Source organism: Nostoc sp. (assembly GCF_036919815.1).
GTDB lineage: Bacteria > Cyanobacteriota > Cyanobacteriia > Cyanobacteriales > Nostocaceae > Nostoc.
On the sequence record NZ_JBALCE010000023.1, the window covers coordinates 25,211 to 51,494 of the forward strand.

The 26,284-nt window shown below is 40.3% G+C and carries 29 protein-coding genes and 1 pseudogene; 15 read left to right on the plus strand and 15 right to left on the minus strand.

Annotated elements, in window-relative coordinates; translation table 11 throughout:
- Positions 1–127 precede the first annotated feature (127 nt).
- Positions 128–1,111 (plus strand): LysR substrate-binding domain-containing protein, encoded by a 984-nt coding sequence (locus tag V7K15_RS06555; protein WP_334904091.1) that lies wholly within the window; start codon positions 128–130, stop codon positions 1,109–1,111.
- A 172-nt stretch (positions 1,112–1,283) separates the two neighbouring features.
- Here V7K15_RS06555 and V7K15_RS06560 read toward each other — a convergent pair whose 3' ends face one another.
- From V7K15_RS06560 to V7K15_RS06580, 5 genes are all read right to left on the minus strand, one after another.
- Complete coding sequence (locus tag V7K15_RS06560; protein WP_334904093.1) at positions 1,284–1,652, minus strand: pentapeptide repeat-containing protein; 369 nt, start codon at positions 1,650–1,652, stop codon at positions 1,284–1,286.
- The gene (locus V7K15_RS06565) at positions 1,642–1,956 is read right to left on the minus strand and encodes a hypothetical protein (protein WP_334904279.1); all 315 of its coding nucleotides are present in this window, start codon (positions 1,954–1,956) and stop codon (positions 1,642–1,644) included. Before V7K15_RS06565 ends, V7K15_RS06560 begins: the two co-directional genes overlap by 11 nt.
- A 204-nt stretch (positions 1,957–2,160) precedes the next feature.
- Positions 2,161–2,691 carry a hypothetical protein gene (locus V7K15_RS06570; RefSeq protein WP_334904095.1) on the minus strand — a complete coding sequence of 177 codons (531 nt, stop codon included), beginning with the start codon at positions 2,689–2,691 and terminating at the stop codon, positions 2,161–2,163.
- A 167-nt stretch (positions 2,692–2,858) separates the two neighbouring features.
- Positions 2,859–3,446 (minus strand): hypothetical protein, encoded by a 588-nt coding sequence (locus V7K15_RS06575; RefSeq protein ID WP_334904097.1) that lies wholly within the window; start codon positions 3,444–3,446, stop codon positions 2,859–2,861.
- Between the two features lie 202 nt (positions 3,447–3,648).
- Positions 3,649–5,001 (minus strand): helix-hairpin-helix domain-containing protein, encoded by a 1,353-nt coding sequence (locus tag V7K15_RS06580; RefSeq protein ID WP_334904099.1) that lies wholly within the window; start codon positions 4,999–5,001, stop codon positions 3,649–3,651.
- 399 nt (positions 5,002–5,400) lie between these two features.
- On the opposite strand from V7K15_RS06580, the gene V7K15_RS06585 reads away from it, so the two are divergent.
- On the plus strand, positions 5,401–6,360 hold the full coding sequence (locus V7K15_RS06585; protein WP_334904101.1) for an SGNH/GDSL hydrolase family protein: 960 nt from the start codon (positions 5,401–5,403) through the stop codon (positions 6,358–6,360).
- Positions 6,361–6,435: 75 nt separating this feature from the next.
- Here the strand turns inward: V7K15_RS06585 and V7K15_RS06590 are convergent, their stop codons facing one another.
- Positions 6,436–7,536 carry a response regulator gene (locus V7K15_RS06590; RefSeq protein WP_334904103.1) on the minus strand — a complete coding sequence of 367 codons (1,101 nt, stop codon included), beginning with the start codon at positions 7,534–7,536 and terminating at the stop codon, positions 6,436–6,438.
- Positions 7,537–9,369: 1,833 nt separating this feature from the next.
- A complete protein-coding gene (locus V7K15_RS06595) occupies positions 9,370–9,861 on the minus strand; it encodes a hypothetical protein (protein WP_334904105.1) in 492 nt (163 codons plus the stop codon).
- A 315-nt stretch (positions 9,862–10,176) separates the two neighbouring features.
- Here V7K15_RS06595 and V7K15_RS06600 point away from each other — a divergent pair, with 315 nt between their 5' ends.
- From V7K15_RS06600 to V7K15_RS06615, 4 genes are all read left to right on the plus strand, one after another.
- Positions 10,177–10,374, plus strand: a complete 198-nt coding sequence (locus V7K15_RS06600) for a hypothetical protein (RefSeq protein WP_334904107.1) — start codon at positions 10,177–10,179, stop codon at positions 10,372–10,374.
- Positions 10,375–10,501: 127 nt separating this feature from the next.
- The gene (locus tag V7K15_RS06605) at positions 10,502–11,350 is read left to right on the plus strand and encodes a prohibitin family protein (RefSeq protein ID WP_334904109.1); all 849 of its coding nucleotides are present in this window, start codon (positions 10,502–10,504) and stop codon (positions 11,348–11,350) included.
- 106 nt (positions 11,351–11,456) lie between these two features.
- Complete coding sequence (locus V7K15_RS06610) at positions 11,457–11,873, plus strand: DUF1824 family protein (RefSeq protein WP_334904111.1); 417 nt, start codon at positions 11,457–11,459, stop codon at positions 11,871–11,873.
- Positions 11,874–11,945: 72 nt separating this feature from the next.
- A complete protein-coding gene (locus V7K15_RS06615) occupies positions 11,946–13,874 on the plus strand; it encodes an ABC-F family ATP-binding cassette domain-containing protein (protein ID WP_334904113.1) in 1,929 nt (642 codons plus the stop codon).
- Between the two features lie 246 nt (positions 13,875–14,120).
- On the opposite strand, the gene V7K15_RS06620 is transcribed toward V7K15_RS06615, so the two are convergent.
- From V7K15_RS06620 to V7K15_RS06630, 3 genes are all read right to left on the minus strand, one after another.
- A complete protein-coding gene (locus V7K15_RS06620; protein WP_334904115.1) occupies positions 14,121–14,375 on the minus strand; it encodes a hypothetical protein in 255 nt (84 codons plus the stop codon).
- A gap of 42 nt (positions 14,376–14,417) precedes the next feature.
- A complete protein-coding gene (locus V7K15_RS06625) occupies positions 14,418–14,735 on the minus strand; it encodes a hypothetical protein (RefSeq protein WP_334904117.1) in 318 nt (105 codons plus the stop codon).
- 114 nt (positions 14,736–14,849) lie between these two features.
- Entirely contained in the window at positions 14,850–15,077 is a 228-nt protein-coding gene (locus V7K15_RS06630) for an antitoxin (protein ID WP_334904118.1), read from the minus strand.
- Positions 15,078–15,152: 75 nt separating this feature from the next.
- Between V7K15_RS06630 and V7K15_RS06635 the strand changes: the two are divergent.
- Positions 15,153–15,320: pseudogene (locus V7K15_RS06635) on the plus strand (UPF0175 family protein); the annotation flags it as partial.
- Between the two features lie 160 nt (positions 15,321–15,480).
- On the opposite strand, the gene V7K15_RS06640 reads toward V7K15_RS06635, so the two are convergent.
- A complete protein-coding gene (locus V7K15_RS06640) occupies positions 15,481–15,726 on the minus strand; it encodes a hypothetical protein (protein ID WP_334904120.1) in 246 nt (81 codons plus the stop codon).
- Between the two features lie 213 nt (positions 15,727–15,939).
- Between V7K15_RS06640 and V7K15_RS06645 the strand changes: the two genes are divergently transcribed.
- The 6 genes from V7K15_RS06645 to V7K15_RS06670 all read left to right on the plus strand — a co-directional run bounded on the left by V7K15_RS06645 (position 15,940) and on the right by V7K15_RS06670 (position 20,023).
- Positions 15,940–16,188: a type II toxin-antitoxin system Phd/YefM family antitoxin gene (locus V7K15_RS06645; protein ID WP_334904122.1), complete on the plus strand. Its 249-nt coding sequence runs from the start codon at positions 15,940–15,942 to the stop codon at positions 16,186–16,188.
- A 2-nt stretch (positions 16,189–16,190) separates the two neighbouring features.
- Complete coding sequence (locus V7K15_RS06650) at positions 16,191–16,577, plus strand: type II toxin-antitoxin system VapC family toxin (RefSeq protein ID WP_334904123.1); 387 nt, start codon at positions 16,191–16,193, stop codon at positions 16,575–16,577.
- 654 nt (positions 16,578–17,231) lie between these two features.
- Complete coding sequence (locus V7K15_RS06655; RefSeq protein ID WP_334904125.1) at positions 17,232–17,627, plus strand: hypothetical protein; 396 nt, start codon at positions 17,232–17,234, stop codon at positions 17,625–17,627.
- Between the two features lie 106 nt (positions 17,628–17,733).
- Entirely contained in the window at positions 17,734–18,480 is a 747-nt protein-coding gene (locus tag V7K15_RS06660; RefSeq protein WP_334904127.1) for an ATP-binding cassette domain-containing protein, read from the plus strand.
- Positions 18,481–18,488: 8 nt separating this feature from the next.
- A complete protein-coding gene (locus tag V7K15_RS06665) occupies positions 18,489–19,121 on the plus strand; it encodes an ABC transporter permease (protein ID WP_334904129.1) in 633 nt (210 codons plus the stop codon).
- Positions 19,121–20,023: a glycine betaine ABC transporter substrate-binding protein gene (locus V7K15_RS06670; RefSeq protein WP_334904131.1), complete on the plus strand. Its 903-nt coding sequence runs from the start codon at positions 19,121–19,123 to the stop codon at positions 20,021–20,023. The genes V7K15_RS06665 and V7K15_RS06670 overlap by 1 nt, the downstream gene beginning before the upstream one ends.
- Before the next feature lie 305 nt (positions 20,024–20,328).
- Here the strand turns inward: V7K15_RS06670 and V7K15_RS06675 are convergent, their stop codons facing one another.
- Together V7K15_RS06675 and V7K15_RS06680 are read right to left on the minus strand one after the other, a co-directional pair.
- A complete protein-coding gene (locus V7K15_RS06675; RefSeq protein WP_334904133.1) occupies positions 20,329–20,958 on the minus strand; it encodes a Uma2 family endonuclease in 630 nt (209 codons plus the stop codon).
- Between the two features lie 71 nt (positions 20,959–21,029).
- A complete protein-coding gene (locus V7K15_RS06680) occupies positions 21,030–21,761 on the minus strand; it encodes a phytochelatin synthase family protein (RefSeq protein WP_334904135.1) in 732 nt (243 codons plus the stop codon).
- A 100-nt stretch (positions 21,762–21,861) separates the two neighbouring features.
- Between V7K15_RS06680 and ggt the strand changes: the two genes are divergently transcribed.
- Positions 21,862–23,673 carry a gamma-glutamyltransferase gene (gene ggt, locus V7K15_RS06685; protein ID WP_334904137.1) on the plus strand — a complete coding sequence of 604 codons (1,812 nt, stop codon included), beginning with the start codon at positions 21,862–21,864 and terminating at the stop codon, positions 23,671–23,673.
- Positions 23,674–23,741: 68 nt separating this feature from the next.
- Here the strand turns inward: ggt and V7K15_RS06690 are convergent, their stop codons facing one another.
- Both V7K15_RS06690 and V7K15_RS06695 read right to left on the minus strand, forming a co-directional pair.
- Positions 23,742–24,005 carry a hypothetical protein gene (locus tag V7K15_RS06690; protein ID WP_334904139.1) on the minus strand — a complete coding sequence of 88 codons (264 nt, stop codon included), beginning with the start codon at positions 24,003–24,005 and terminating at the stop codon, positions 23,742–23,744.
- 380 nt (positions 24,006–24,385) lie between these two features.
- The gene (locus tag V7K15_RS06695; protein WP_334904141.1) at positions 24,386–24,985 is read right to left on the minus strand and encodes a DUF1802 family protein; all 600 of its coding nucleotides are present in this window, start codon (positions 24,983–24,985) and stop codon (positions 24,386–24,388) included.
- A gap of 79 nt (positions 24,986–25,064) precedes the next feature.
- Here V7K15_RS06695 and V7K15_RS06700 point away from each other — a divergent pair, with 79 nt between their 5' ends.
- Positions 25,065–26,024 carry an aldo/keto reductase gene (locus V7K15_RS06700; protein ID WP_334904143.1) on the plus strand — a complete coding sequence of 320 codons (960 nt, stop codon included), beginning with the start codon at positions 25,065–25,067 and terminating at the stop codon, positions 26,022–26,024.
- Positions 26,025–26,284: the final 260 nt, after the last annotated feature.

Below are 26,284 nucleotides of genomic sequence, written 5' to 3' on the forward strand. Positions count from 1 at the left end.
ATGACTACGTAGAAAGCCTTGATTTATACTTTAGTCAAATTAACCGATAGAATCAAATGCTTTTATTTGTCAGAATGATAAATGAAAGTGATTAAAATTTTGACACCAAGTTATAGGGATACCATAAATGGCAGGAATGACGCTTGAGCAGCTAAAAATCTTTCAGGCTGTGGCGCACCACTTACACTTTACTCGCGCCGCAGAGGTGCTTTATATTACACAACCTGCCGTCAGCGCCGCAATCCACAACTTAGAGCAAGAATACGGTGTGAAACTATTCCATCGGATTGGTCGCCATATCGAGATTGCTGAAGCTGGTAAATTATTGCAAGTGGAAGCGCAGAAAATTCTCGATCAAGTTTCCTTGACTGAAAGGGGATTGCGAGAATTGAACAATTTGCAACGGGGTGAATTGAAATTAGGGTCGAGTCTGACAATTGGTAACTACTGGCTACCAAGTAAGATTAGTGAGTTTAAGAGCCGATATCCGGGTATCCAGATTGACTGTAGCCTTGCCAATACAGACGAGATTTGTGTAGGAACAGCGACAGGACAGTTTGATTTGGGTTTAGTAGAAGGAGATGTGAAGCCAGCGCTTCAGAATACTCTAGAGTACGAAATAGTGGGCAGCGATCGCTTACAAATTGTGGTAGGTAAAAAACACCCTTGGTTTGAGTGGGGAGAAATTGATTTAAGCCAATTGACTAAAACCCTTTGGGTGATGCGAGAACCAGGTTCTGGAACCCAGCAAAGGTTTGAGGAAGCCTTACAAAATTGGGGAATCAATCTCAGTGAACTGAATGTAATTTTAGTATTCAATAGTGGAGAGATGACAAAAGCAGCGATCGAAGATGGTGTCGGTGCAATTGGAATTTCTGAGCTGATGGTAAAAAAAGAAATCCAGTTAGGAACTCTGCGGGCTATTCGAGTTATTGATAACAGAGAGGGCAACGGTGCGATGCCTACGCCGGGCTACGCCTACGCAGAAATTGTTCGACCTTTTTTCAAACTTAAACATCGTCAGCGTTTTCAAACTGCTCTTTCCAAAGTCTTTGAACAGATGTTGATATCTTCTATGTTAGATGGCTCACATGAACATATATCAAAATAAGTTATTTAAAGCAATACCTTGTTCTTTAGGAGACGCTACGCGATCGCCAATTTAATCAGAAAAAATCGAGGCGCTAGTCATACAGTATTCATGCTGAATTCTGTACGACTAGCGGATGAATTGAAAAACCCTGTAATCTCAAATCCGCTTGCAGGCGAGTCCAAAATCCCCTTCAGACCTTCTGCATATTTCTACTGATGGGGTCAAAACCTCTAGAAAACCGCGTGCTTTCATCGTAATAAGCGCCAGTCAAATTCGCTCCATACAACTTGGCATAGTTGAGTTTGGCTCCCCGGAGATTTGCTTCATTTAGGTTGACACCGCTCAAATTAGCTCTGGTCAAGTTCGCTTGGGCTAAGTTAGCTCTACTCAAATCTGCTCCCCAGAGTTTAGCTTTAGCTAGGTTAGCTCCACTCAAGTCAGAACCCCATAAATTGATTCCAGGCAAATAGGCTCCAATCAGCTTGTCCCGACTTAAGTTGATCGCTGGAAAATATCTTTCCCCTGCGGCAAAACGCCTTTTTAATTCTTCAGCATTCATGCGACGCGTTGACCTTCCTTAGCAATACAGAAGTTATTTGTTCCCATTCCTGGCTTAGTTCTCCTACAAACTCTGGCTGACCACTGCGTTGATACCAAAAACGCGCATTGTTCAAATCGCCTTCTTTGCGGTGCAGGTAAGCATGAATCCAGGCACTATCGGCATCGCTGGCATTTGCAACTATTTCATGAGCTTTGCTCCAATCACCTTTCCTGTCATACCACATTGCTTGCAGCCCTTTTGGCAGTGTGTGAGGACATGGGGGCTGCTTTTCGATCAATTGCAGGAATTCCTCTGTATTCACGATCGCCACCCAACAATAATCAAGCTTCTATTTCTAAGATACTCCTCAGCTTGAGGTTAAGGGGAGTAGGGGAGAAATAAGCAATACTTCTCTACGAGAGGCTGCGCCAACGACATCGCTACCTCTCTACGAGACGCTCCGCGAACGACTTCGCTCGGCACAAGTCAGTACAAGTCAGTACAAGTGCCCAATGCTCAATCCCTTTCACTTAACTAGAATAAGTTCAAACTCGAAAGTACTGATCAAACGGTCATCAATATAGACCTCTATTCTATGCTTACCAACCGGATCGCCAGGAGCGATCGTCCAAAAATTCTCAATCACACCCCCTGAAGCCGACTGTGTGCGCCGTGTCACAGATGTAGTGCCGTCTGTTGATATTGAGAAGTTTTCACCGTTATCTGTACCCCAACTTTCTGGAGGTTTTGGTAAACGTAAGACTTCACGCCATTTCACTTCACCTTGGTAATCTTTGAGTTTAATCCGCCAGCCGTAGCTTTTTCCTTCCTGAAGTGGCACTCTTGTTGTCTGGAAAATGGTAACGTTACCTTTGGAGTCAACTCTCTTCAGCCCGAACTCGGTGGTACTAACAGTAATCTGTTTTGTATGCGTTGGCGCAGGAGATGATATAGGATTTTCTAGTAAAACAGAACTAGCGTTGATTGGCTCACAACCTATGACCCCAGATATTAGCCAAGAAGAAGCTAGCACAGCAGTAGTAGCCCAAATTCTCATTAGGATGGTTTTCCTGTCAAACTTTTAGTACTTATTCAAGTAATCTGACATATTTTCCGGGTCAAGGTTATCTATGGTTAGACAAAGATGAAATTACGAAAGTGAATCTGGCGGCTTTAACCGATAAAATCACCGTAAAAAGTATACTTGAGTCAAAGCTCAACCTTTCAAATTAACCTTCCCTCAAACTTTGACCCATCTTGATGAGATAAAAGTTTTTCAGTGCTGTGATAACTTCTTCGCCATTTTTCGAGCTGATCTATAGATATTGATTTAGATATGACGTTCACACCATTTCCTCGCCAAGCAAGTTCTGAATCTGTTGTGAAAACCCCGCACTCTAATTGATCTAGCCTCATATTCCAATATTCACTAAATCGCCCTTTTAAAGTTATAACTTGCTCAAATACCTTATTTCTGTGTTTATTTCTTCTTTTTCTTTCTGTCGCTCCGGTTGCTTCTGTATCAATAAACTTAGTTTCAATTAAAAACAGACTACCTTTAAAGGTCAGGAAGACAAAATCACACTTCCCTAAATCTGTATAATCTGAAATTGGGGATTTTTCAAATAATAGCAATTCAGCGCACGAGGGAAACAACTCTTTAATATTCAGAAATAAATAAGCTTGTAATAGAAGTTCCTTATCATAAGGAAACAAAATCACTCCTTCAAAAAATTTTTGAATGTCCTCATGAGTTTGCGGTTGAATTTTTTTACAGTATGAAACAAATTTCTGTAGCTCGTTTACGATCATCAAGTTCTAACTCCTTCCCCCGGTCGCAGCCTTGAGGGTATTAGCATAAAAAGATACCACTCCCTCAATGAAAATATCATCCGCATAAGTAACTAAAAAAACTATGAAGCTCTTGCATATTTAAGGCTATTTACTGTTGACAGTTGGGTAAAACTCATTTTTAACCTGTTTTTCAGTATTAATAGACTTTTTACTCCTGGCGTCAGCTACCAGTCAGCGATTTTAGATGAGCCGTAAAACTGGCGTTTTGCAAAGCTTGAACGGTTATTCTAGAATCTTGTACGCAAAATTGCCAACCCAAGCGAACAAGTTTACGAGAATTTTCAGTTTGGATAATTCCAATCACTGGCATTTTTGCCTTTTCTTTGTCTCCTGACTGTTCTTGCAAAATTGTTTTCAAGTGATGTAGGTAATCGATATTATTTGCTTGCTGCGGATTTAACTCCACCATCACCATTTGTACTGTTTCCACCGGTTCTACATCTTCAAGAATAAATTGAGTTTGTTCGTCGCGTCGATCTACTTTTCCCCAAATAATCAATCTAGTATCAACTACGAGTAGGGAACTAATGCGTTCATAGGTTTTAGGAAAAACTACAGCTTCTGTTTGTGTAGTTAAGTCTTCTATTTGCAAAATAGCCATCTGATCGCCTTTTTTAGTAACCACTTTTTTGACATTATTCAACATTACAACTGCACAAAGCCTTATTTCTTCCTTTTGTTCACCCAGTTGCGAAAGGTTAATTGGAGTCAAAAGTGGTGCTATTTTTCGTAAGGATTTCAGTGGATGATCTGATACATAAAAACCTAATAATTCTTTCTCTTTCTGCAACTTTTCCTGTGGGGTAAAATCCATTACAGGTTGAGATTTAGGAGCAGTTTCAAAGACATTATTTGCCCTTTTATTCTGAGTCGAAGAAAATCCGTCGCCTAATAAATCCAAGAGATTCCCTTGACCACTAGCTTTGTCTTTAGCGCGAGATTGTGCCCAATCATACACTAATTCTAAGTCGTTAATTAACTGTTGGCGGTTGGGTTGAATTTTGTCAAAGCCTCCACAGTAAATTAGTGACTCTAGAGTGCGGCGGTTAACAGCCCGTAAATCCACGCGATCGCAAAAATCAGCAAGGGATTTAAACTCTCCTGTCTGATCTCTCGCCTCCAAAATACAGGCGATCGCATTCTGTCCCACGTTACGCACCGCCGAAAATCCAAACAGAATCTTTCCCAATGTCGGCGTAAAATCAACACCAGAACGATTAATATCTGGCGGATCTATAGAAATAGCCATATTTGTACAGTTAGTAATATATCTCTGTACCTTATCGGTATCACCACTGTTAGCCGTTAACAGCGCCGCCATATATTCTAATGGGTAATTAGCTTTTAAATATGCTGTCTGATAAGTTACATAACCATAAGCGGTGGAATGGGATTTATTGAAACAATTGGAAGCTATTAAGCCATTTTTGAGCGCAAAATTATGGTAACACTCAACTCCAATGTCATAGACATTTTCTTTACCTAAATATTTACGTGTGGCTATTTTGATCATCCTAACCTATCCCCGAAAAAAAAAATTGCTAAATTAATTAATTGATAAAATGAGCAAAATCGTACCTGTATTGATACCTATAATACAAAATTATATCACTAGAAAACACTGCTATACTCTTGCACAAAACTAGCCAAAATATATCAAAACTTTGGTAAGCTCTTAGATAGACAGTTAATAGCCGTATAATTGCTGTTTTTAAAGTTTATCAAATACATTCCAATAGATATTAATCCGCTTAGTCAGATGCCTGGGGAGTGGGGAAGAAGCTCTTGAACTTCTTAACTGGGGTATTAAAACAGTTTACCCTTGTGTACTCCGCCCCTCTGCCTCTTTCCAATGCCCAATGCGTCAGTTACTATCGTTAAAAAGCAACTCAGTATAAGAGGGTGTCTGTAGGTGAAAGTGGCGCTGATCGTAATTTTGGCGGTGGTTGTAGGATTGTTTGTGGTAGTCGAGATCGGACTGCGATCGCTCTTTGGCTTTGGCAATCCCCTGATTTACATTGGCGATGAGCAGATTGGTTATTTATTGGCTCCTAACCAGCATACCCGTCGTTTTGGTAATTCCATTGAAATTAATCAGTATTCTATGCGAGGTAGTCCGATCAAAAAGACACCTGCACCTTCTGGGCTGCGAATTTTACTGTTAGGTGATTCGATTGCTAATGGTGGCTGGTGGACAGATCAGACTAATACAATATCCAGCCTGATGATGCGTTCTCTGGCATCATCCACTAAGAGTAATTATCAGGAAGTAGAAGTATTGAATGCTTCAGCTAACTCTTGGGGGCCAAGGAACGAATTAGCTTATTTACAGAAGTTTAGCAATTTCAACGCGCAAGTGGTAGTGTTATTAATTAATACCGATGATTTGTTTGCTACTCCTCCCACTTCGTTACCGGTAGGACGCGATCGCAACTATCCCGATAGTAAACCTCCCCTAGCATTAGTGGAAGTGTGGCAACGTTATATCGTCAAACAAAAGCCAATTCCCGAAATGAAAGCAGTGCATAATGAAGCAGGCGATCGCGTTGGGATTAATTTGGAGGCGATCGGCAAAATTCAAGCCTTGAATCGCCAAACCAACAGCCAATTTCTACTAGTCATGACTCCCTTACTGCGAGAAATTGGTGAACCAGGCCCCCGCGATTACGAAATTAAAGCCCGCCATCGCTTGAACGATTTTACCAAAGCAGAGCAAATTAACTATATAGACTTTTTACCGATATTCAATTCAACCACCAACCCGCAAGGTTTATATCACGATCACATTCACCTCAACTTGCAAGGTAATAAATTTGTCAGTGAAGTTATGGAGCGATCGCTTTTGGAAATACTGGGGGAGGCGTCAATGTAATTCATAATTGATAATTAATAATTCCTAATTTAAAGAGCGTGTTAGCTCCTGAACTATCCATTTTATATTAGTAAATTAAACAATATGTTGAAAGATCACTTTTAGTAAATCTCCTTGTGTAAAAGGCTTAGTTAAATAGCCAGATGCTCTGACCATCCTAGCTTTAGCTCTATCTATAAAACCGACTTTTTCTGACACCATAATCACAGGTGTATTTTTAAAATGTGAGTGTTTACGCAGCAAAGAGCAGAGTTCATATCCATTTAAATTAGGCATCGAAATATTCAACAAAATTATATCTGGTTTTATGCGAATAATCTGCATTAAAGCTTCTAAAGAATCGGTGACTCCGACAACAGAAAAGGTTTGCTCATCTAAATAACTTTTAATATCATTCAATACCGTCGGACTGTCATCAATACAGAAGATTGTGTAGATTTTTTTGTCAGCAGGCGGTTGGATAATTCCCTGACCCCTATGTTCATTAGTATTAATCGGGTAGGCTGCTGGTTTATAGCCATTTGTTCTAGGTAACTGTGGTGTAGTTTTGACTTTAGGTTGTAGCTGATTTATTTGGAACAATTGTGAGGGGTGCGATTGAGAACTTGGCGATGTCTGACGATAAACTGCTTCTCTTTCAGAGACGCCAACGCTTCGGGGCGTTTGACATCCTTCAACTAATAAGCGGAGATTTAGATGACAAAACTTTGGCATGTCATCCAGAAAGCTTTCAGGAATAAATTCATAACTCCCCTCTTCTAAGTTCAAGAATGACTGTAGAACTTCTAGCGCCAATTGTTCTATCAATATCGCCGCTTGAGAGGGACTGATATATTTCTGATTGACTAACCAGCAAATAGCTAGATAATCTGGGTTTGGTATTGCCTGATTTTCAATACCAGTTTCAAATATCGCCCGCAACTGTTCTTTGATTCCGTCAGGGAGAGTAGAAATTTGCTGGCTCAAACGTTGCAAATTCCTGTAAAGCGGCTCAAACATTTTTTCTGAGTAGCAGGCATAAATTAGTTTACCCTCGTCCATATATATTGACCAAGAGCCTGACGTGCTAAACACTTGCAAACAACCAGTAACCGACTTACCAGTGATTTTTTTCAACAGAGATAAAGGCTGGAGCTTTTGGAAAAATCTGTATCTACTAATCGGAAGTGTCTTCATTGGAATGGCTCTGGAATAAAATTAATATTTGCAGGCAAAATTAATGAATTACCTTTTCGCAATTCACCGCGACTTTCTTGGAAGTACTGTTAGATAAATATAGCGGTCACATTTGAATTAGTACAGAGATTCCACACCCCCCAACTCTTAATTCACCAATCTCTGTTAAGCTATAATGCACGAATTACAACTAAACCAATTCATCCTATTACCCAATAGCAAAATTGCCCGACTGGTTGCCAGGATATAGTATTTCAAAAATTAGATTGGTTTTCTGTATCTTTCGCTAATCTAGCCAATCTAACAGTAACTCAAGTGTCATGCACAGACAATTGGCTCTCGCCCATCAGTCACAAAAGCATCATTGTTATACGTATTTGTCAGCCTAAAATTGCAGATACTTTAGTTCTCTTACAAAAGTTTTTTTACCCCTAATGCTAAAGTCTAGAGCGACCAAAATCTACTGTAATTTAGATTAAAATTGCTCTCTACCAAGGCTTTTAGCCATTAACTCCGCGCTGACAAACTATGTTTTTCTAGCCGTGACGCAGGTTGTCGGATACTTTTCCAAGAAGTTTATTCTTGAGGGGAACTTCATCAAGAGAAAAAGTATTATTAAAAACTAAGCATTCCAAAAGTTCAATGTCTTACTTAAGTTTGTGATTGTAGAGTAACTTTTAGTGTTGGGATTGGGCAAAATTATCACTTGCACAACAAACAGGAATGGTAAACCTCCGACCAAGGATGAGTTAGCTGATAATTGCCGCCATCATGGTATGTGGTGAGATGCACAGGCGACCAGATCAGCAGAAGGGAATCTCTTCATAAGTACAGGAAACGGGTTCTGATGTTGTATGGGGCTAAATAGTCACCCTGTACATTTTGGAGTCACAAATTCAAGAACTTATAGTGATATTCTTGATTGGTAGTACATACCTGCAATATAGCTATTTTCAGCTAGATGGTAGATAACAAGTAACGTACTCACTAAAACTCAGATTACTATAATTTTCAAAAAAAGTTAGCAGAAATATATAAACTTCATGATAAATAAGTAAAGTAAACATGAAAACTAATTAATAGCATTTTCCAGATAATTGTCATAAATATTTATTTTTTAGGATGTCCGGATAAGGCTGGAAATGTACAGTAAAAGATAATTTTGGATGCTTATTTAATTACACTTATAAATGCGTGAATCCTTTTATAGTAGCAATTTGCCCGAAAAATCTCAAGTTTTAAAAGTCACAAATATAAATACAAAATTGTCCGCGTAGACATGGCATTAATTAACCCATAAGATATATGTAGCAAAAAGACGCAAAGAAATTCTTTGCGTCTTGGGCGTGAGATTTAGCTCAACAGACGGGAATCCCGACACCATACTGTACTCGGTTGGTGTGGGATGAAAGGCCCGGGAGTGGGGAGATATAGTAATTAATGTTTTTTGGCATAGCCAAAACAGTTAATTGCTATTGTTCTGCTATGACCCATATTCATTATATTTATTATTTATAACACTACGATTGATGGTATTATAAATAAATACAAACAAAGCCGAAAATGCTGGTTGTATACTGTACCTTGAAAACTCAGAGTGTGGGGTTCTACCCAGTAATAGACACTTCTGTGTCAATCCTGTGGGTAGGTAAAACTCTGACAGTACAAAGGTGTTGAACATTTGTACTTGTTCAATTCTGCGGAGGGGCATCTCGTGGAATTAAAATAAAGCTCAGTTAATGTCCGACGGGATACCGGGAGTCACTGAGAAGCCTACACTATATGCTTGCATCAGTGTAGGAGTATGTCACAAGTGGATACTTCTCCATCTATTTAAAATTGCTCCCGCCAGCACCAGCTTAAAAGTGTGCCACCAGCCACTAGTTTAACTACTTCCAGTAGCCAATAACCGCCGTGTAATAAATTCATTGTCGATGGAATAGCAGCAGCAGCTTCAAATAGGTTGAGTTGAACTGCTATAGCGCACATCTGCGGAGTTAAAAAATAGGTGTCAAGCATCGCTATAGTTAGCAGCAGCACGGATAAAACAATACTGCCAATCCGCCAGTGATATTGGGTTTTGCTCAAAGCTAGTGCCCCAGTCAATACTACAGCAGCAGAGAATAATTCCATCCGATTGAAGTTCCAAAAAATCGTATAGCCTGCTGTCGTAAAACCAGCTTGGCTCATCATTCCAGACAGATAAAGACTAGGCATGATTACCCAGTCTAAAACTAGACTAGCACTGAGCCAAAAGCCCAAAGTCAATATGATCGCAGTTTGCCAAATTGGCCGTTTTAATTCCAGGTTAGAAGTAGCAGTCATATAAATAATTACGTATGTTCTATTTATTAGTGTCTAACTTAACCAGCAGTTTGACAAGAAATATCAACTAACCTTTACAAAGCGATCGCTCTTAATTCTGAACTCAATCCCAAGATTTTTTAAACTTCGTTGAGAAATATTAAGATATTTTAAAGAGTAATTTAAATAATGTTCCAAGTGAACAGTGAAAAAATACAGCTTAAAGACAAAGAGAGATGAAAATCTTTATTTGAGCCAATCAAGACCTTTGAAGAATTGCCCGTCCGCCGAAAAAGTTTTACAGACTAAACAACCTTGCCCGGGACTGCTGAAATTTTGGGCAGCCCTAAAATAAATAGCATCATCCATTTCTACGGCATACATCGCTTTGTTTGCTTTGAGAATTGGTCAATAGCGATCGCAAAATTATTTGCCATGTGTCCTCTGCGCCTCTGTGGTAGCCTGCGGCAAGCCGAAGCGTCTACGTTATTCCGTAAACTTGTGCGTAAGTCTTACTGTATTCCATGCAATTGAGAACCGTTATAGTAAGGGCACAGCATTGCTGTGCCCTTACTGAGTTTACTTCAGTCAAAGCAAAACGCCCCGTTACCGCTAACACCACTCGTTACTCAGCACTGATCACCCACATGGAGAGAAGAATTTGAAAAATCAGCAATTGGGAAATTGGCAAACCACAGTTTTAGGAATTGTATTAGCAATACTACTGATTATCGGACTAAATTCCTTTATCATTATTAATCCTGGACAAGCAGGAGTGATCAGCGTCTTGGGTAAAGCTAGAGACGGCGCTTTATTAGAAGGTATTCACGTCAAACCGGCTTTTATTACAGTGATAGATGTGTATGATTTGACAGTGCAAAAGTTTGAAGTGCCAGCAGAGAGTTCTACCAAGGATCTGCAAAATTTATCTGCGAGATTTGCGATTAACTTTCGCCTCGACCCGATAAAGGTAGTTGAAGTTAGAAGGAAACAAGGAACCTTAGAAAATATTGTATCAAAAATCATTGCACCTCAGACACAAGAAGCATTTAAAATTGCCGCAGCCAGAAGAACAGTAGAAGAAGCAATTACCAAAAGAAGTGAATTGAAAGAAGACTTTGATAATGCATTAGGCGATCGCTTAGACAAATATGGGATAATTGTGTTAGATACTAGCGTAGTTGACTTAGCGTTCTCACCAGAATTTGCCAAAGCAGTGGAAGAAAAACAAATTGCTGAACAGAGGGCGCAAAGAGCCGTTTATGTAGCACGGGAAGCTGAACAAGAAGCACAAGCAGATGTAAATCGCGCCAAAGGTAAGGCAGAATCTCAAAGACTCTTAGCAGAGACACTCAAAGCCCAAGGAGGACAGTTGGTTCTCCAAAAAGAAGCAATTGAGGCTTGGAAGAGTGGCGGCGCTCAGATGCCAAAAGTCCTTGTTATGGGTGGTGACTCCAAAAGCGGCGTCCCCTTTATGTTCAATCTTGAGAATGTCCAAAATCAACCCTAAAGCCGAGCGAAGTCGAGGCTTTGATTCGAGTCAAGAATACTTAGTAGGTTAGGCTAATCCTAACTCAAACACAACAGAAAAACTAACAAGATAACAAACGAAGTTCATGTCAATCCCCAATCATCAGAATCTCACCGCCGAAGAAGCGAAAAAATTACTGAATAAATTCAACTGTCTAGACATTGCGCCTGTCCTGAAGCCATCAGAAAAATCTGTAATTCGTAGTGCCTTAATTTTGCTCACCAACCTTGCTGATTACCAAATTTTAGGAATTTGTGCTGATACAGCAGAAGAAGGAATACTGGCTATGAAGACCTATTCTTTGGCTTTGGGTTATGAACCACCAAACAATTTACTTACACCTGAAGGGCCAGTTTATATCAAATTAAATGGTAAAAATGGCTTGTGCTATCTCGATTCTTATGCTGGACATCATCGTGGTGTATTAGTATCTTGTCAGTCTAATGACGAAGGGGGAATCAACGAGATGTATGGACATTTACCCTTGGATTTATTTGTATAGAATTCGGCAAATGTAGGTAGGGTATGTACCTTGCCTACTCACTAATGAAAAATAACTAATGACGGAAATCTTATGAGTATTATTACGCTACAATCAGTAAAAAAAGACTTTGGCATCAAGGAAATTTTAAAAGATGCTAACTTTAGCGTCGATGCTAGCGATAAAGTTGGTTTAATTGGTACTAATGGTTCTGGGAAATCAACCATATTAAAAATGATCGCTGGTCTAGAATCGATAGATAGTGGTCAAATTTTAATCAACTCTGGTTCTAAAATTATCTACTTACCGCAACAGCCAGATTTAGATGAAAATCACACAGTTCTAGAGCAAGTTTTTGCTGACAGTGGCGAACACATGGCTTTGGTGCGTGACTATGAGGAACTGTCAGATAAGTTGGTTCATTATCCAAATGATAGCCAACTGATGTCTCGCCTTTCTGTGGTGATGCAACGGATGGATGCGAGTGGTGCTTGGGAACTAGAAACTAACGCCAAAATCATCCTCACAAAATTAGGAATTTCTGACTTTGATGCCAAAATAAGCACTTTATCGGGAGGTTATCGCAAACGCATTGCTTTAGCATCAGCGTTGCTAGCAGAACCAGATGTTTTGCTCATGGATGAGCCGACAAACCATCTTGATGCTCTTTCTGTTGAATGGTTACAAAGTTATTTAAATCGCTATCGTGGTGCGCTTTTTCTAATAACCCACGATCGCTACTTTTTGGATCGTGTTACCAATCGGATTATTGAAATTGACCGAGGCGACATTTACACTTATACAGGCAACTATTCATATTACCTGGAAAAGAAAGCCTTAGCTGAAGAATCCGCCGTAAGTAGTCAACGTAAACATCAAGGTTTGTTGCGGCGCGAGTTGGAATGGCTCAAAAAAGGCCCCAAAGCCAGAAGTACTAAGCAGAAAGCTAGAATTGACCGCGCTCATGCTTTGCGGGATACTGAATTTAAACAAGTTCAGGGTAAAGTTGATATTTCTACAGTTGGTCGTCGCATTGGTAAAAAAGTTATTGAATTAAATCAAATTTCTAAAGCCTACGATGGACGTACCCTGATTAATAATTTTACCTACGAATTTGGCCGAGAAGACCGCATTGGGATCATCGGCGCTAATGGTGCTGGTAAATCCACTTTAATGGATATGATTACTGGGCGGGTTAAGCCAGATTCAGGTATTGCAGAAATTGGTACTACAATTCACATCGGTTATTTTGACCAGCATTCTGAAGAATTGCTCACAAAAATGAACGAAAATCAGCGCGTGATTGACTACATCAAAGAAGAAGGCGAATTTGTCAAAATTACTGATGGTACTCAAATTACTGCTTCTCAAATGTTGGAACGGTTTCTGTTTCCTGGTAATCAGCAGTATGCGCCAATTAATAAACTTTCTGGTGGAGAAAAAAGACGTTTATTTCTGTTGCGGGTTTTGATGGGTGCGCCGAATGTCTTGATTTTAGATGAACCGACAAATGATTTAGATGTACAGACATTGGCAATATTAGAGGATTATCTAGAGGATTTTGCCGGGTGTGTAATTGTAGTTTCTCACGATCGCTACTTTCTTGATCGCACCATCGATACAGTATTTTCCTTTGAAGAAGGCGGTAATCTCCGGCAATATCCAGGTAATTACTCAGTTTATCTCGACTTTAAGAAGGCTGAAGAAGCACAGCAACAAGCTGCTAATGCTAAGGAGAAGCCCAAAAATATCGAAGTCCAAAATGTTACGTCTTCGCCCAGAAATGTAGAGAATACAAAGCGGCGGAGGTTATCCAACTGGGAAAAAAAAGAATTTGAGCAGTTGGAAGGTAAAATTACCCAGTTAGAGGCTGAGAAAGCAGAAACCGAGAAAACACTAGCGAATGTTTCACCGGGGAATTATAGCCAAGTGCAAAAACTCTATAATCATGTAGAAAAGCTCAAGCAAGCGATCGATGTGGCCACTGAACGCTGGTTAGAATTGGCTGAGATGGACTCTTAGAGAAGATCATTTAATATTTATCGCGCAGCCCCTAAGATACCTCACCCTGGTTTTACTACGCAAAACCTGTCCCTCTCCTTAGTAAGGAGAGGGATGTCCGATAAGGACAGGGTGAGGTTTTTCTTGTGTTTTGGGTAATCGAATAACTTGTGTGTACACGGTAGCCCCGCTTGCGGAGAGGGGATTAAGAGGTGGGGTGGAATGACTAGGGGAATCATAACTAATTATCGGTGCAAAATGTAAAGTCTAATTGCTCAATATGCCAACTAAAATGTGAGTTAATTCAGTTAATTCTTCAGGAACCCGATATAATTTGAGGTCTTCTGTTATCTGTTTTTCCTGACGGTTGTATATTGCAAATCGCCAATCTTCACCAGTAGTTACAGATCCATAAAGAAGTTGCAATTCTGAATCTATCCATTGATCAAGTGCAATCAACTCAACTGCTAATTGGGTAAATCCTCTACTTAAATCTGCTTGTTTAGCTTCAATTACTAACAATCCCTTACCTTTATTAATGTAGTAATCTAAGCTGCCTTTTAGTTAGTCACTTACATTAATGGGATATTCAATATTCAATTGGGTTTGGGCAATTTCGCAAACTTCTAGTAATATCGGTGCAATAATTGCTTGCTTGCGTGCATCCTCACTAAGTAGCTTGACACGTCGGAGGTTTCGCTCAAGCACTCGATGTAATTCTGCAATTATCTCAGGAAGAAATTCTGTTTTTGGTAATTGCAACCGTTCGCGTTTATAAGAACAGCCAAGTTCAGCAAGAATATCTTCTGGGAAAAACGGAAGTTCAAAATATTTGCTGAATGTATAGCTTTGACCAGGTTGAATGATTCGGGGACGACTCATACAGCAGTTTTCGTGTGGATGGCATACACTACTCTACGATTATTTTTAATAGAACTGTATTGGACAATCTCTCGTTCCCATGTTCTGCATAGGAATGGCTGACAGGTATCGCATTTACAAAATCTCTCTGGTGTCGATGAGTGGCTGATCTCTAGTAGTCATAAAATCATCGGAGAAATTGTCTAGACTCTCCATGAGCGATCGCCAGGGGTTATCTTTGGCGATGAGAACAATAGCGTTACCAATTTTTTTGATATAGACTTCTGTACCAGTGAGTTGAAAATCTTCGGACAAAATAACAACTTGGTGAGTACCATCAGTGCTGAGTTTGGCGGTGTTCATGATATTACTTTTCTTCTGTTGCAGTTGCTCATCGTTAAACTATAGGGCTTCCCATTGGATGTCATACTACAATCCATAGCGGCTGCTGTCAAATGGTATGAAGTTGGTATGCTTTCCCAATCTAAGGCTGCTGAAATTGCCGGAGTTAGCCGTCAACAATTCCTAGAAGCACTTCATCGCTATAATGTTTCACCTTTTCAAGTAACTCCTGAAGAATTAGCCCAGAAGTTAGCGCGTGACTAGACAATGGGTTGTGAATGCTTCTTCATTGATTGTACTGACTAAGATTAATCAGATTCATTTGCTCTCAGAACTCTGTAGTGAGATTGTTATGGTTTCCCACGCTAGTAGCTCTCCATAAATAATACTGAATTTATGACCATACAAATTAACGCATAACTCATTATCTCTGCTCTAAGCGGTTAGCAAGATATTCATCTATAGTCACAGACTCACCACCGCTATACTCAGCGCGAACGGCTTGAATTTCTGCCTCTGTTTCTGCATCGTCTTCATACAAAGCTTCTCCGGCTTCAAAAATTTGTTGCTCAATTAGCTCTTGAAGTTGACGTTTTTCTGTTAAATCAAGGGAAGATATTGCTTCTGCTAAAGTTTCTAAGGAGAGTTGTAGTTTAACAATGGCTAGCATTTTTCTCCTATTGGGTGTGTTCTTTTCGCACTTTGACACCATTATGCTGATTTTAACAGTTATATTTTTGTCAAGCGCTGATCTTTGTGGGGTGCGATCGCAGCAATTGGATTTGCCTAACTGACGATTAGTGCGATCGCTCTTCTATAAACTGCGATCGCCCACGCATTCGGTGTTATCGTAAAAAATATCAGGAATTAATTACCAAGGCAGATGACTATAACTGTCAACGTTGCTCAAGCAACTGCTAAATTTAGTGAACTTTTGAATCAGGTATTGCTCGGTGAAGAAGTCGTGATTGCTGAACAAGGGATTCCAGTTGCACGTCTAGTCGCCTTCACGAATACCAGTTCTCCTCGCATTCCAGGCTTAGATAAAGGTAAAGTCTTTATTGCACCAGATTTCAACGAGCCTTTAGCAGAAGAAATCTTAATTGATTTTGAAAGTTCTAACTTCGTTTAGTAATGAGAGGTTTACTGGATACCCATGCATTCATTTGGTGGGTTACAAATGACTCTAAATTATCTGCCAACGCTCGTGATGTGATTGCTGATTCAGGTAACATCCTATTTTTGAGCGTGGTAAGTGCCTGGGAGATTGTCATCAAAAATAAATTAGGTAAACTGACTTTACCTGAACCTGTAGAACAGTATATTCCAAGTCGTCTGGCGATCAATCGCTTTGAAAGTTTACCTATTCAAATGAGCCATGTTTTGCAAGTTGCTAGTTTACCAAGTATCCACCGAGATCCATTTGATCGGATTTTGATTGCCCAAAGCCAAATAGATAATTTGCCAATTGTGACAATCGACCAGCTAATTACACAGTATCTTGTTCAAACTATATGGTGATGGCGATCGCTCGTCTATAAACTGCGATGCCTAAGGTGAATTCTAGTAATAAATTTACCATAGCCGTTGGTTTCGACTTCGCTCAACCAACTGAGTGACCGAGAGTTGAGCGTTCGCGTAGCGTCTCGCAGAGAAGTCGAAACTCGTCAACATGGTATTTTTTTAATCATAAATCACCTAAGTTGGGCTTTACCTACGCAGCGATATCTACCAAGAAATCGTTTTGCGTCTACGCACTCCCCAACAAACGGGAACGGTATCACAACAAACGGGAGCGGTATCACAACTTACAGGAACAGTATCACAACTTACAGGAACAGTATCACAACTTACGGGAACAGTATCACAACTTATGGGAACAGTATCACAACTTACGGGAACAGTATCACAACTTATGGGAACAGTATCACAACTTATGGGAATAGTATCACAACTTATGGGAACAGTATCACAACTTACAGGAGCAGTCTCACTTAAAGTTTTTATCAATCTTAGACAATTATCTCTATAAAGACTAACATTTAGTAATTAAATTGCGAAAAATTACTGCTATAACTTAAAAATTTTATTAGAAATAATTGCGCTTTATACTGAACCAGAATGCACTTTAATTGAGGCAAGCTAGCTGTAGAGGCATCTTAAAGGAGTAAATTTATGTCTCGTAAAAAACGTACATCCCGCGTTTTAGAAAAAGCGCAGTTAAGATCAGCCGGACTGAAATCGATTGTTCCAAACATCAAATTTGACAAAGATTATAATCTAGAAAAACTGATTGAGTCAACTGATTGGTTACGTAGCAAAATTGATGTTTATAATACTGCTCTGTCTGTGGTTGACGCTTCAAAAACTGAAATTCAAGAGATGGAAAAAAACTTGAGTCAGCTTTCTGAGAAGATGCTGATGGTGGTTGCGATCAAATACGGCAAAGACAGCCGTGAATATGAAATGGCGGGTGGTGTTCGCAGTAGCGATCGCATCCGCAAAATCAGGTCTAGTCGCTTGAAAAATGTTGCCGAACAAGCATTAGATGAGAATGCTAAAATTGCATAGTAGGTCTTAATACCCTTGTCTGGCAAATTGGACGTTAGCACGTTAGCGAAATTAGCAGATAATTAAATATAACCAGTAACGAGCTAGCGTCCATCAAAAGTCACCTATGCCGCAAAATAACCAAACTGCCGTCGAATTCCGCGATGTTACCTTTAGCCGCAATCACCGCCCTTTGGTGTCAAATCTCAATTTCACCATCCGCCAAGGAGAAGCACTCGTATTACTTGGACGTAGTGGTAGCGGCAAAACCACAACAATGAAGTTAATTAATCGCCTATTCACACCCACACAAGGCGAAGTTTTATTTGAGGGGATTCCGACAACTCAGTGGGATGAAATTAAACTGCGGCGAAAGATTGGTTATGTAATTCAAGAAATTGGTTTATTTCCCCATTTCACAGTTGAACGCAATGTGGGTTTAGTGCCGGCTTTGGAAGGTTGGCAACCAAAACAAATTAAAATGCGGGTTTATGAATTGTTGCAATTGGTGGGTTTAGAACCAGCAAAATTTGCCCAGCGTTATCCGCACGAACTTTCGGGAGGACAAAGGCAAAGAGTCGGCGTAGCCAGGGCTTTAGCGGCAGATCCGCCAGTGTTGTTGATGGATGAACCCTTTGGCGCACTCGATCCGATTACACGGCTGGAACTTCAACAAGAGTTTCGGCATTTGCAGCAGGAATTAGGCAAGACAGTTGTTTTTGTCACCCACGATATCCAAGAAGCTTTTATTTTGGCATCGAGAATTGGTTTAATGTATGACGGAGAATTGGTAGTATTGGGGACAACAGATGAATTTATGCGATCGCAACACCCAGAAAGTCTAGCCTTTCTCCAATGTCTGCGTTCCTTGTAAGACACTTTATGAAAAATTTCTTTCTCGTTAAGTATGCCCCAGAAATTCTTCAGCATACTCTAGAACACCTATTTTTGGTAGGAATTGCAATTGGAATTGCCATACTTATAGGCATTCCATTAGGTATTTTGATTACACGCAAAACTTATCTTCGCCAACCAATTCTCGGCATAGCGAATATCCTGCAAACTATTCCTAGTTTGGCACTGTTTGGCTTACTGATTCCTGTTCCCATAATTGGCGGAATTGGCGCAGTACCAGCAATTTTTGCTCTAATTGTATATTCTTTGCTGCCGATAATTCGTAACACTTACACAGGTATTACTGGCGTAGATCCAGCGATTCGAGAAGCTGGAAGAGGTATGGGAATGACAGATAGACAATTGTTATTACAAGTTGAGATTCCCTTGGCGATGGGAGTAATTTTGGCAGGAGTGCGAGTAGCAACGGTAATTGCCATAGGTATTGCAACTATTGCCGCAGCAATTGGTGCTGGTGGTTTGGGAGTGTTTATTTTTCGCGGGATATCAGTTGTGAATGATCAGTTAATTTTAGCTGGTGCAGTTCCGGCGGCGGGAATTGCATTACTGGCTGACTTTGCAATTGGCTGGTTGGAGAATAAATTCAAAATTCAAAATTAATGAAAAGATTTTTAACGCTTTGCTTTTTAACCTTTAGCTTGTTATTGGTAGTCACTAGCTGCACGCCGAATTTAAATAGTAGCAGCACTGCTAATATTATCGTTGCTTCCAAAGATTTTACTGAACAAGATATTTTAGGAGAACTGTTAGCACAGCAAATCGAGGTGACAACTAATTTAAAAGTAGATCGTCGTCTCCATCTGGGTGGTTCTTTTGTTTGTCATAGTGCAATTACTGCTGGTAAAATTGATGCTTATATTGAGTATACAGGCACAGCTTTTACTGGAATTTTAAAACAAAAAGCAGTTAACAATCCCAAAGAAGTTTATGAAAAGTTAAAACAAGCATACTCCAAACAATTCAATCTGGAAGTCATGCCAAGCTTAGGTTTTGAAAATACTTTTGCGATGATTGTCCGAGGTGAAGATGCCAGACGCTACAACATTCAAACTCTCTCGGAAGCTACTCAATATACACCACAATGGCGCGGTGGTTTCGGCTACGAATTTTTAGAACGAGAAGATGGTTTTCCAGGATTAGCTAAAACTTATGGTTTACGTTTTGCCAAATCACCCCAAATCATGGACTTGGGTTTAATATATCGTGCTTTGATTCAAAAACAGGTAGATATGGTAGCGGGGAATTCTACTGATGGACAGATTTCTCGCTTAGGTTTAGTTGTATTAAAAGATGATAAACACTATTTTCCTCCTTATGAAACTGTGCCAATTGTCCGACAAGAAATATTAAAAAAATATCCCGAATTAAGAAAAGCGATCGCACAACTTGCCGGCAAGATTTCGGCAGATGAAATGCGACAGTTAAACTATTTAGTTGAGGGAGAATTACGTGATATTAAAGATGTTGTCCAGGAGTTTCGGAAATCGAAGGGATTAGGTTAATCTCAAGGATAAGCAAGATGCTTAGAGGATGTTTGAAAAGTATTATTGCTAACATCTAAGCCTCGGAGACCTAACAAGAACAGCCCCAACACTTGTAACGTTGGGGAGTAAGATTCAAAGCCTCTCTCCTTTTAGGAGAGAGGTCAAAGTATATTGCATACAAAGGAGCGATCGCCTAACCAGTTTCCTGTTTACCAATTACCGCCTATCTAGTAGACATAGGAGTGAAAAAGAATTGTTTTGACGTAGCAGTGCTATGTCTCTACAAGGGTTCTGGGTAACGCATATTTAATTTCTGGAAATGTCTATTGTTGTTCACGCAAAAAGTTCTTTAACCACCTAATCGCCTCACTTGTTGTTTGCTCGGTTGCAATTTGAAGACATTGCTGCACAATTTCTCTGACGTTAGGAAAGTAACTGCTTTCTGTAAGCACATAACTTTCTTCTTGCAATCTATAAATTAATAACCGATTACTCTTTAATATCCAAACCTCTGGCACTCGATAAGGCAAGAAATCATTAATGTCGGTGTAGCTTGTCACATCTATTTCAATTGCTAAATCTGGTGGTGGATCTGACTCCCAATCAATTCTTTTTTTGCCTACTACTGCTCTCCAATTTTCAATGTAAAAGCAATAGTCTGGTTCAATACCACTAATTTCTGGCAAGCTCATGGTGATGGGCGTAAATGAGTCGTATATGCGGTTTAAGTGGTCAAGTAGAGCTATTACTATCAATGCCAACAAACTCGCATCTCTTCCATGCTCTGCTAGCGGTGCCATCAGTAAAATTTCCCCTCTTCGATATTTAATGCGAGGCGAGGAGCGATCGCCTAGTAACTGACTCAATACTTGATAGTCTTTCCACCCTCCCAAAAGCTTCAACACCGCGCCAGGTGGTAACTCAATTCTTTCTGGTGTAATTACGGTATCCATATTAACTCGTATTGTTTACATGGAGGATGAGCGATCGCAGAATTCATGAACTCAATGAACAGATTCTTATATCAAAGACTTTTGCTGACAAATACAAAGCCACGGGTCTTATTTACTGAGGAATCATTTGTGAGCATTGCTTTCCATAAATCTGCTGTTTTTACCCAAACTGGTGGATATTTGTAACGAGAAACATCAAGAATTAAAAACCTATCTGTTTGCTCATTATATGCTGCTAAAGGAGAAATATGCCCACCTTTCTCTTGACCTATTTCTTTGCGTAAATAGTTTACTAAAACAAAGTTTTGCGGTTGTTTTAAATTTTCTGCCGCTTGTTTGCGGAACTGCTCTAAACTAGTGTCGGCAGCGTGGTAAACATTAACTTTAACGCCATAGCTGGCTAGTAATTGCCCTAACTGGTCTAAAGTCATACCTTGGCGAGACACAATTTCAGGACTTAACACTTTTTTTGTATTATCATTACTAAAAAAGTTTTCTTGAGTAAATATTCGATATGGCTTGTACTGCGGTGCTTCTGGTGCTGGAATTTTGAGACCATTCAGTACCATAACCATACTAGCAACACCACAATATGCCTGATTGTTTTGAGTGGTGAATTGCATACTCAGTGGAAAGAAGTCCTCATTTGACTTACTCTGAACTAATAATTTTTCACCTTCAGGTGTATTAAAACCTACTAAGTTAGAGGTAAGCGGTAATGTTTGGGAGAGAACACTTCCGGTAGAGATACATAATCCAATAGTTAAAGCGTTGAAAAATGTTTTACTTATTTTTCGTAACATAGCATTTATAACTACTGTAAAATTTTCAAATCAGATTATATCAATAATCTCACGCCTAGATGTTAAACAAGTATAAAATTTTAGGAGAAATGGTATAAAAATGCTTACTGTTACTAAACCCAAGCGACTTGCAATTGCAATCTTTTCTTTCAGTGTCTTGCTTTACAGCCAAGTTGCCTCAGCTGCTTTAACTTTACACCTACACAGCAAAAAGGGAATGGTGGTTTCAGCCCATCCCCTAGCAAGTGAAGCGGGAATTTCGATGTTACGCAAAGGTGGTAATGCAGTAGATGCAGCCGTAGCCACAACTTTTGCAATCTCTGTAGTTGAGCCTTTTTCGGCGGGAATCGGCGGCGGCGGATTTTTGCTGATCCACTCTGAGAAAACTGGCGAGATGAAAGCGCTAGACTTCCGCGAACGCGCACCCTTAAAAGCCACAAGAAATATGTATTTGGACGCAAAAGGAAAGGTGCGCCCAAATGCAAGTATTAATGGTTATTTGGCAGTAGGGACACCAGGAACAGTGGCGGGACTATATGAAGTGCATCGCCGCTATGGTAAACTTTCTTGGCAAGAAGTGATCAAACCTGCGATCGCACTCGCTCAAGATGGCTTTATTATTGGCGATGCACCAACTTGGCTTTCTCTGCAAACAAACCAATCTTCCAAGCAAGCAATTCTCAAAAATCCAGCCGGGCGAGAAATTTTCACTCGCAACGGCGAATTTTATCAACCAGGGGACAAGCTAGTGCAGCGTGATTTGGCAGCCACTTTAACGGCAATTGCCGAAAATCCCCAAAGTTTTTACACCGGAAGTATTGCTCGGGCGATCGCTTCTGATATGGTAAAAAATGGTGGTTTAATTACTTTAGAAGACCTCAAAGCCTACAAACCAATCTGGCGCACTCCCGTTTGTGGAAACTTTCGCAAAGCTAAAATTTGTTCAATGCCACCACCATCATCGGGAGGCGTTCACCTATTGCAGATTTTAAATATTATCGGTGACACTGATTTAAAATCTTTAGGATGGCATCATCCCGACGCTATACATTTAATGGTAGAAGCAATGAAGATTGCTTACGCCGATCGCTCCCAATATTTAGGCGATCCTGATTTTGTCAAAGTCCCTGTACAAGAACTACTCAGTCCAGCTTACGCCAAAAAACGCCGTCAAGAAATTAATATGCAAGTGGCTAGACCTTCGACTGAGGTAAAGCCAATAGATAAAGAGATACTACAACGTTTTAGTCAAGCTAATAATCAGAGTTTAGGAAAAAATATCATCCCCTCATCCCATCAGTCTCTACAAACAAAAGCGACTCGGCATGAATCTCCAGAAACTAGTCATCTTACTGTTGTGGATGAAGAACACAACGCCGTGAGTCTGACTTTCACGATTAATCTGATTTTTGGTGCTGGTGTGGTGACACCGGGAACTGGAATTGTCCTCAACAATGAGATGGATGATTTTGCTTCTGCGCCAGGAGTGCCTAATGCCTTTGGTTTGGTTGGTAATGATGCCAACAGCATTGCACCCCGTAAAACTCCTCTATCCAGTATGACTCCCACAATTGTCACAGAAAATGATCATTTCCGCATGGCAGCAGGTGCGCCTGGTGGTAGCACCATCATTACCCAGGTTTTGCAAGTGATCCTGAATGTGCTGGAATACAACATGGATGTTGGCGCGGCTGTTTCTGTTCCACGCATACATCATCAGTGGCTTCCAGATGAGTTGCGCGTCGAATCTTGGGGTTTGGATGCTCTGACTATGCAAGAATTACGCCGTCGGGGGCATAAAATTAAGGAAACTCCTCCTTGGGGTAATGGTAATGCGATCGCTGTGACATCTGATGGAACTCTAGAAGGGGCGGCAGATCCTCGCGGTGAAGGTTCCCCCAGAGGCTGGTGAGGAAGACTTGAGGGACAATATATAACTCCTGTACAGACGCGATTAATCGCGTCTCTCCAAACTCCTAACTATTGATTTTGGATTGTTGACTCTGCGTAGCTGCTGCTGCCAAACTCGTTTGCGCGTGTGCTAGGTACTAGTGTCCAGCCTGCTTTGAGAAGTTTTTGATAAGTTGCCCAACCTTTAGAACCACCTGCTATTTTATAATCTGGGACTGTAAATTGTCCAAAAGCTGTGTAGGGACGCCAAGGTTGATTGGGTTCTGTCTGCAAATACAAAATTTTCTCTCCGTCGCCACCAGACTTAGATAACCAACACATTTGTCGAGGCATTGCAAACTCCTTTGCTTTTGGTTAAAAATGCATAATAGCAGACTTTTGTCAAGTCCTATCTCACCCTTGGGAGTACTTTTTTGCCTAATACTTGAGACAAAATGTAATTAAGTTCTATCCACTAAGGGATAATTACTTAACAACTCATACCCTGAGAAAGCTGCTAGTAGGACACAAAGACAAACAGCTTTCCCTCGCCTTCCTTCAAGGGGAGATTTTTCTAATGTTATCCGCGCTTTTTCTGTTTGTGTGTAACAATAACTACTATTTTGGCTGAAGTTTGCAATCAGACTATTTGTTTTTCTGCTTACATACATAAGCGCAGATTACAGATGATAGACTCTTCAAAAAGTCGGGCATCTGGGCAGCAACTTGGGTTATTAGAAGGATGGAGCATACAACTTATCGCCGACAATGCCGCGAATTGTCTCTACTAGTTGGGTGTATGCAAAATTAGATAAAACTGGTTTTGCTGCTTGCAACTGAATTGGTTGATTTAAATCAATCCATGACTTACAGCCAGCGTATTTGGGGTAATAGGGAATTTCTTGCTCTTGGGGTAGTTTATATGTCCGTAGGAGGAGGATATAAAGCGGCTGGCGTGGTTTCCATTTGAGGCGATCGCTAATAAAATGCTCGTTCCAAATATGGAAGGGAAGCAAAGCATTGACAATAGATTCGTCACTCACTGGCAAAATATCGGTAATTTCAGCCCAACTGCCGATGCGAACTGTCTCAGGATGCCAACCTGATGTTACTGGATAAACACCATTAGCATACTCAGCTTTCAGCATGAAAGCTTGTTGATGTTCACAAGTAGGGTAAAGCAAAATTTGCTTGTGGGCAACTTGGAAATGTCCATTTCGTTCATGGATACCGCCTTTGCGGAGCAACATAATTGTTTTGCCACTTTCCAAGGCATTTATGGCAACTGCCCATTCTTTGAGAGCATGAAAAGTTGTAGTCAATTCCATCAGCATCTACTGTAACTCTGATTTAATTTAAAACTAGAACCGATAAAGTATAAAACTGTCCAAGGGAATGAATTAGGAAGGAGTTATGGAAAAGCGAACGCTAGGTACAACTGAAGTCAAAATCACACCCATCTTGATGGGAACTTGGCAAGCTGGTAAAAAAATGTGGGTGGGAGTTGAGGATGCTGACTCGATTAAAACGATCCGAGCCGGATTTGAAGCTGGGATTACCACAATTGATACTGCTGAAGTTTATGGTGAAGGACACTCTGAACGAATTATCGCTGAAGCTTTATCTGATGTACGCGATCGCGTCGAGTATGCCACGAAAGTTTCCGCTAGCCATCTCAAGTATGAACAAGTCATTGAATCTTGCGATCGCTCCCTAGCAAACCTGAAAACTGATTATATCGATCTTTACCAAATTCATTGGCCCTCCGGTACTTTTAATAGTGAAATAGTAGCTATCGAAGAAACTATGAGCGCTCTTAACCTGCTTAAAAAGCAAGGTAAAATTCGAGCGATTGGTGTTTCCAATTTTTCCCACACCCAGTTGGCAGAAGCAGCAAATTATGGACGTATTGATAGTTTACAACCACCCTATTCTTTATTCTGGAGACAGGTAGAACAAGATGCATTGCCCTATTGTATCGAAAATAATATTTCTATCCTTGCTTATTCGCCTTTAGCACAGGGATTGTTAACCGGAAAATTTGCTCTCGGTCATCAATTCGACCCAGCAGATAACCGTGCGAAAAATAAACTGTTTCAAGGCGAAAACTTTGAACGCGCTCAACAAGCCCTACAACAACTGCGTCCGATAGCCCTTGAGCATAATTGTACCCTTGCTCAGTTAGCTTTGGCGTGGTTAATTGCCCAACCTCAAACAAATGCGATCGCTGGGGCGCGTTATCCCGAACAAGCACTAGACAACGCATTAGCCGCCCAAATCGAACTATCTGCCGTCCAATTGGCAGAAATTGACGCTATTGGACGTAGTGTCACCGACCATCTCGATAACAGTCAGATTATGTGGAATTGGTGACAATGCAGTTGAGTTAGCCATGTTAATCTCTCGAAAATCCCTTCAACTTTCTTAAAAAGAGACTTAGGGATCAAACTTCTGGCTCTAGATTGCAAAATCTAACAAAAGGTCAACTTTAGTAAATTAAGAGTTGCGACTTATAAACTAAGTGATAAGTTAAATAGTAGGACACCAAACAAAAGCAAACCAAACTAAAAGGGTAAATGACTTAGTGTCTCCCGTCATCAACCCAAGCAAATCTCAGCAGATTAAATATAGCA

Coding starts and splice junctions, on each gene's coding strand:
- V7K15_RS06555 (WP_334904091.1), top strand. CDS start 128: ATGGCAGGAATGACGCTTGAGCAGCTAAAAATCTTTCAGGCTGTGGCG.
- V7K15_RS06560 (WP_334904093.1), bottom strand. CDS start 1,652: ATGAATGCTGAAGAATTAAAAAGGCGTTTTGCCGCAGGGGAAAGATAT.
- V7K15_RS06570 (WP_334904095.1), bottom strand. CDS start 2,691: ATGAGAATTTGGGCTACTACTGCTGTGCTAGCTTCTTCTTGGCTAATA.
- V7K15_RS06575 (WP_334904097.1), bottom strand. CDS start 3,446: ATGATCGTAAACGAGCTACAGAAATTTGTTTCATACTGTAAAAAAATT.
- V7K15_RS06580 (WP_334904099.1), bottom strand. CDS start 5,001: ATGATCAAAATAGCCACACGTAAATATTTAGGTAAAGAAAATGTCTAT.
- V7K15_RS06590 (WP_334904103.1), bottom strand. CDS start 7,536: ATGAAGACACTTCCGATTAGTAGATACAGATTTTTCCAAAAGCTCCAG.
- V7K15_RS06595 (WP_334904105.1), bottom strand. CDS start 9,861: ATGACTGCTACTTCTAACCTGGAATTAAAACGGCCAATTTGGCAAACT.
- V7K15_RS06610 (WP_334904111.1), top strand. CDS start 11,457: ATGTCAATCCCCAATCATCAGAATCTCACCGCCGAAGAAGCGAAAAAA.
- V7K15_RS06615 (WP_334904113.1), top strand. CDS start 11,946: ATGAGTATTATTACGCTACAATCAGTAAAAAAAGACTTTGGCATCAAG.
- V7K15_RS06625 (WP_334904117.1), bottom strand. CDS start 14,735: ATGAGTCGTCCCCGAATCATTCAACCTGGTCAAAGCTATACATTCAGC.
- V7K15_RS06630 (WP_334904118.1), bottom strand. CDS start 15,077: ATGAACACCGCCAAACTCAGCACTGATGGTACTCACCAAGTTGTTATT.
- V7K15_RS06640 (WP_334904120.1), bottom strand. CDS start 15,726: ATGCTAGCCATTGTTAAACTACAACTCTCCTTAGAAACTTTAGCAGAA.
- V7K15_RS06645 (WP_334904122.1), top strand. CDS start 15,940: ATGACTATAACTGTCAACGTTGCTCAAGCAACTGCTAAATTTAGTGAA.
- V7K15_RS06650 (WP_334904123.1), top strand. CDS start 16,191: ATGAGAGGTTTACTGGATACCCATGCATTCATTTGGTGGGTTACAAAT.
- V7K15_RS06655 (WP_334904125.1), top strand. CDS start 17,232: ATGTCTCGTAAAAAACGTACATCCCGCGTTTTAGAAAAAGCGCAGTTA.
- V7K15_RS06660 (WP_334904127.1), top strand. CDS start 17,734: ATGCCGCAAAATAACCAAACTGCCGTCGAATTCCGCGATGTTACCTTT.
- V7K15_RS06665 (WP_334904129.1), top strand. CDS start 18,489: ATGAAAAATTTCTTTCTCGTTAAGTATGCCCCAGAAATTCTTCAGCAT.
- V7K15_RS06670 (WP_334904131.1), top strand. CDS start 19,121: ATGAAAAGATTTTTAACGCTTTGCTTTTTAACCTTTAGCTTGTTATTG.
- V7K15_RS06675 (WP_334904133.1), bottom strand. CDS start 20,958: ATGGATACCGTAATTACACCAGAAAGAATTGAGTTACCACCTGGCGCG.
- V7K15_RS06680 (WP_334904135.1), bottom strand. CDS start 21,761: ATGTTACGAAAAATAAGTAAAACATTTTTCAACGCTTTAACTATTGGA.
- ggt (WP_334904137.1), top strand. CDS start 21,862: ATGCTTACTGTTACTAAACCCAAGCGACTTGCAATTGCAATCTTTTCT.
- V7K15_RS06690 (WP_334904139.1), bottom strand. CDS start 24,005: ATGCCTCGACAAATGTGTTGGTTATCTAAGTCTGGTGGCGACGGAGAG.
- V7K15_RS06695 (WP_334904141.1), bottom strand. CDS start 24,985: ATGCTGATGGAATTGACTACAACTTTTCATGCTCTCAAAGAATGGGCA.
- V7K15_RS06700 (WP_334904143.1), top strand. CDS start 25,065: ATGGAAAAGCGAACGCTAGGTACAACTGAAGTCAAAATCACACCCATC.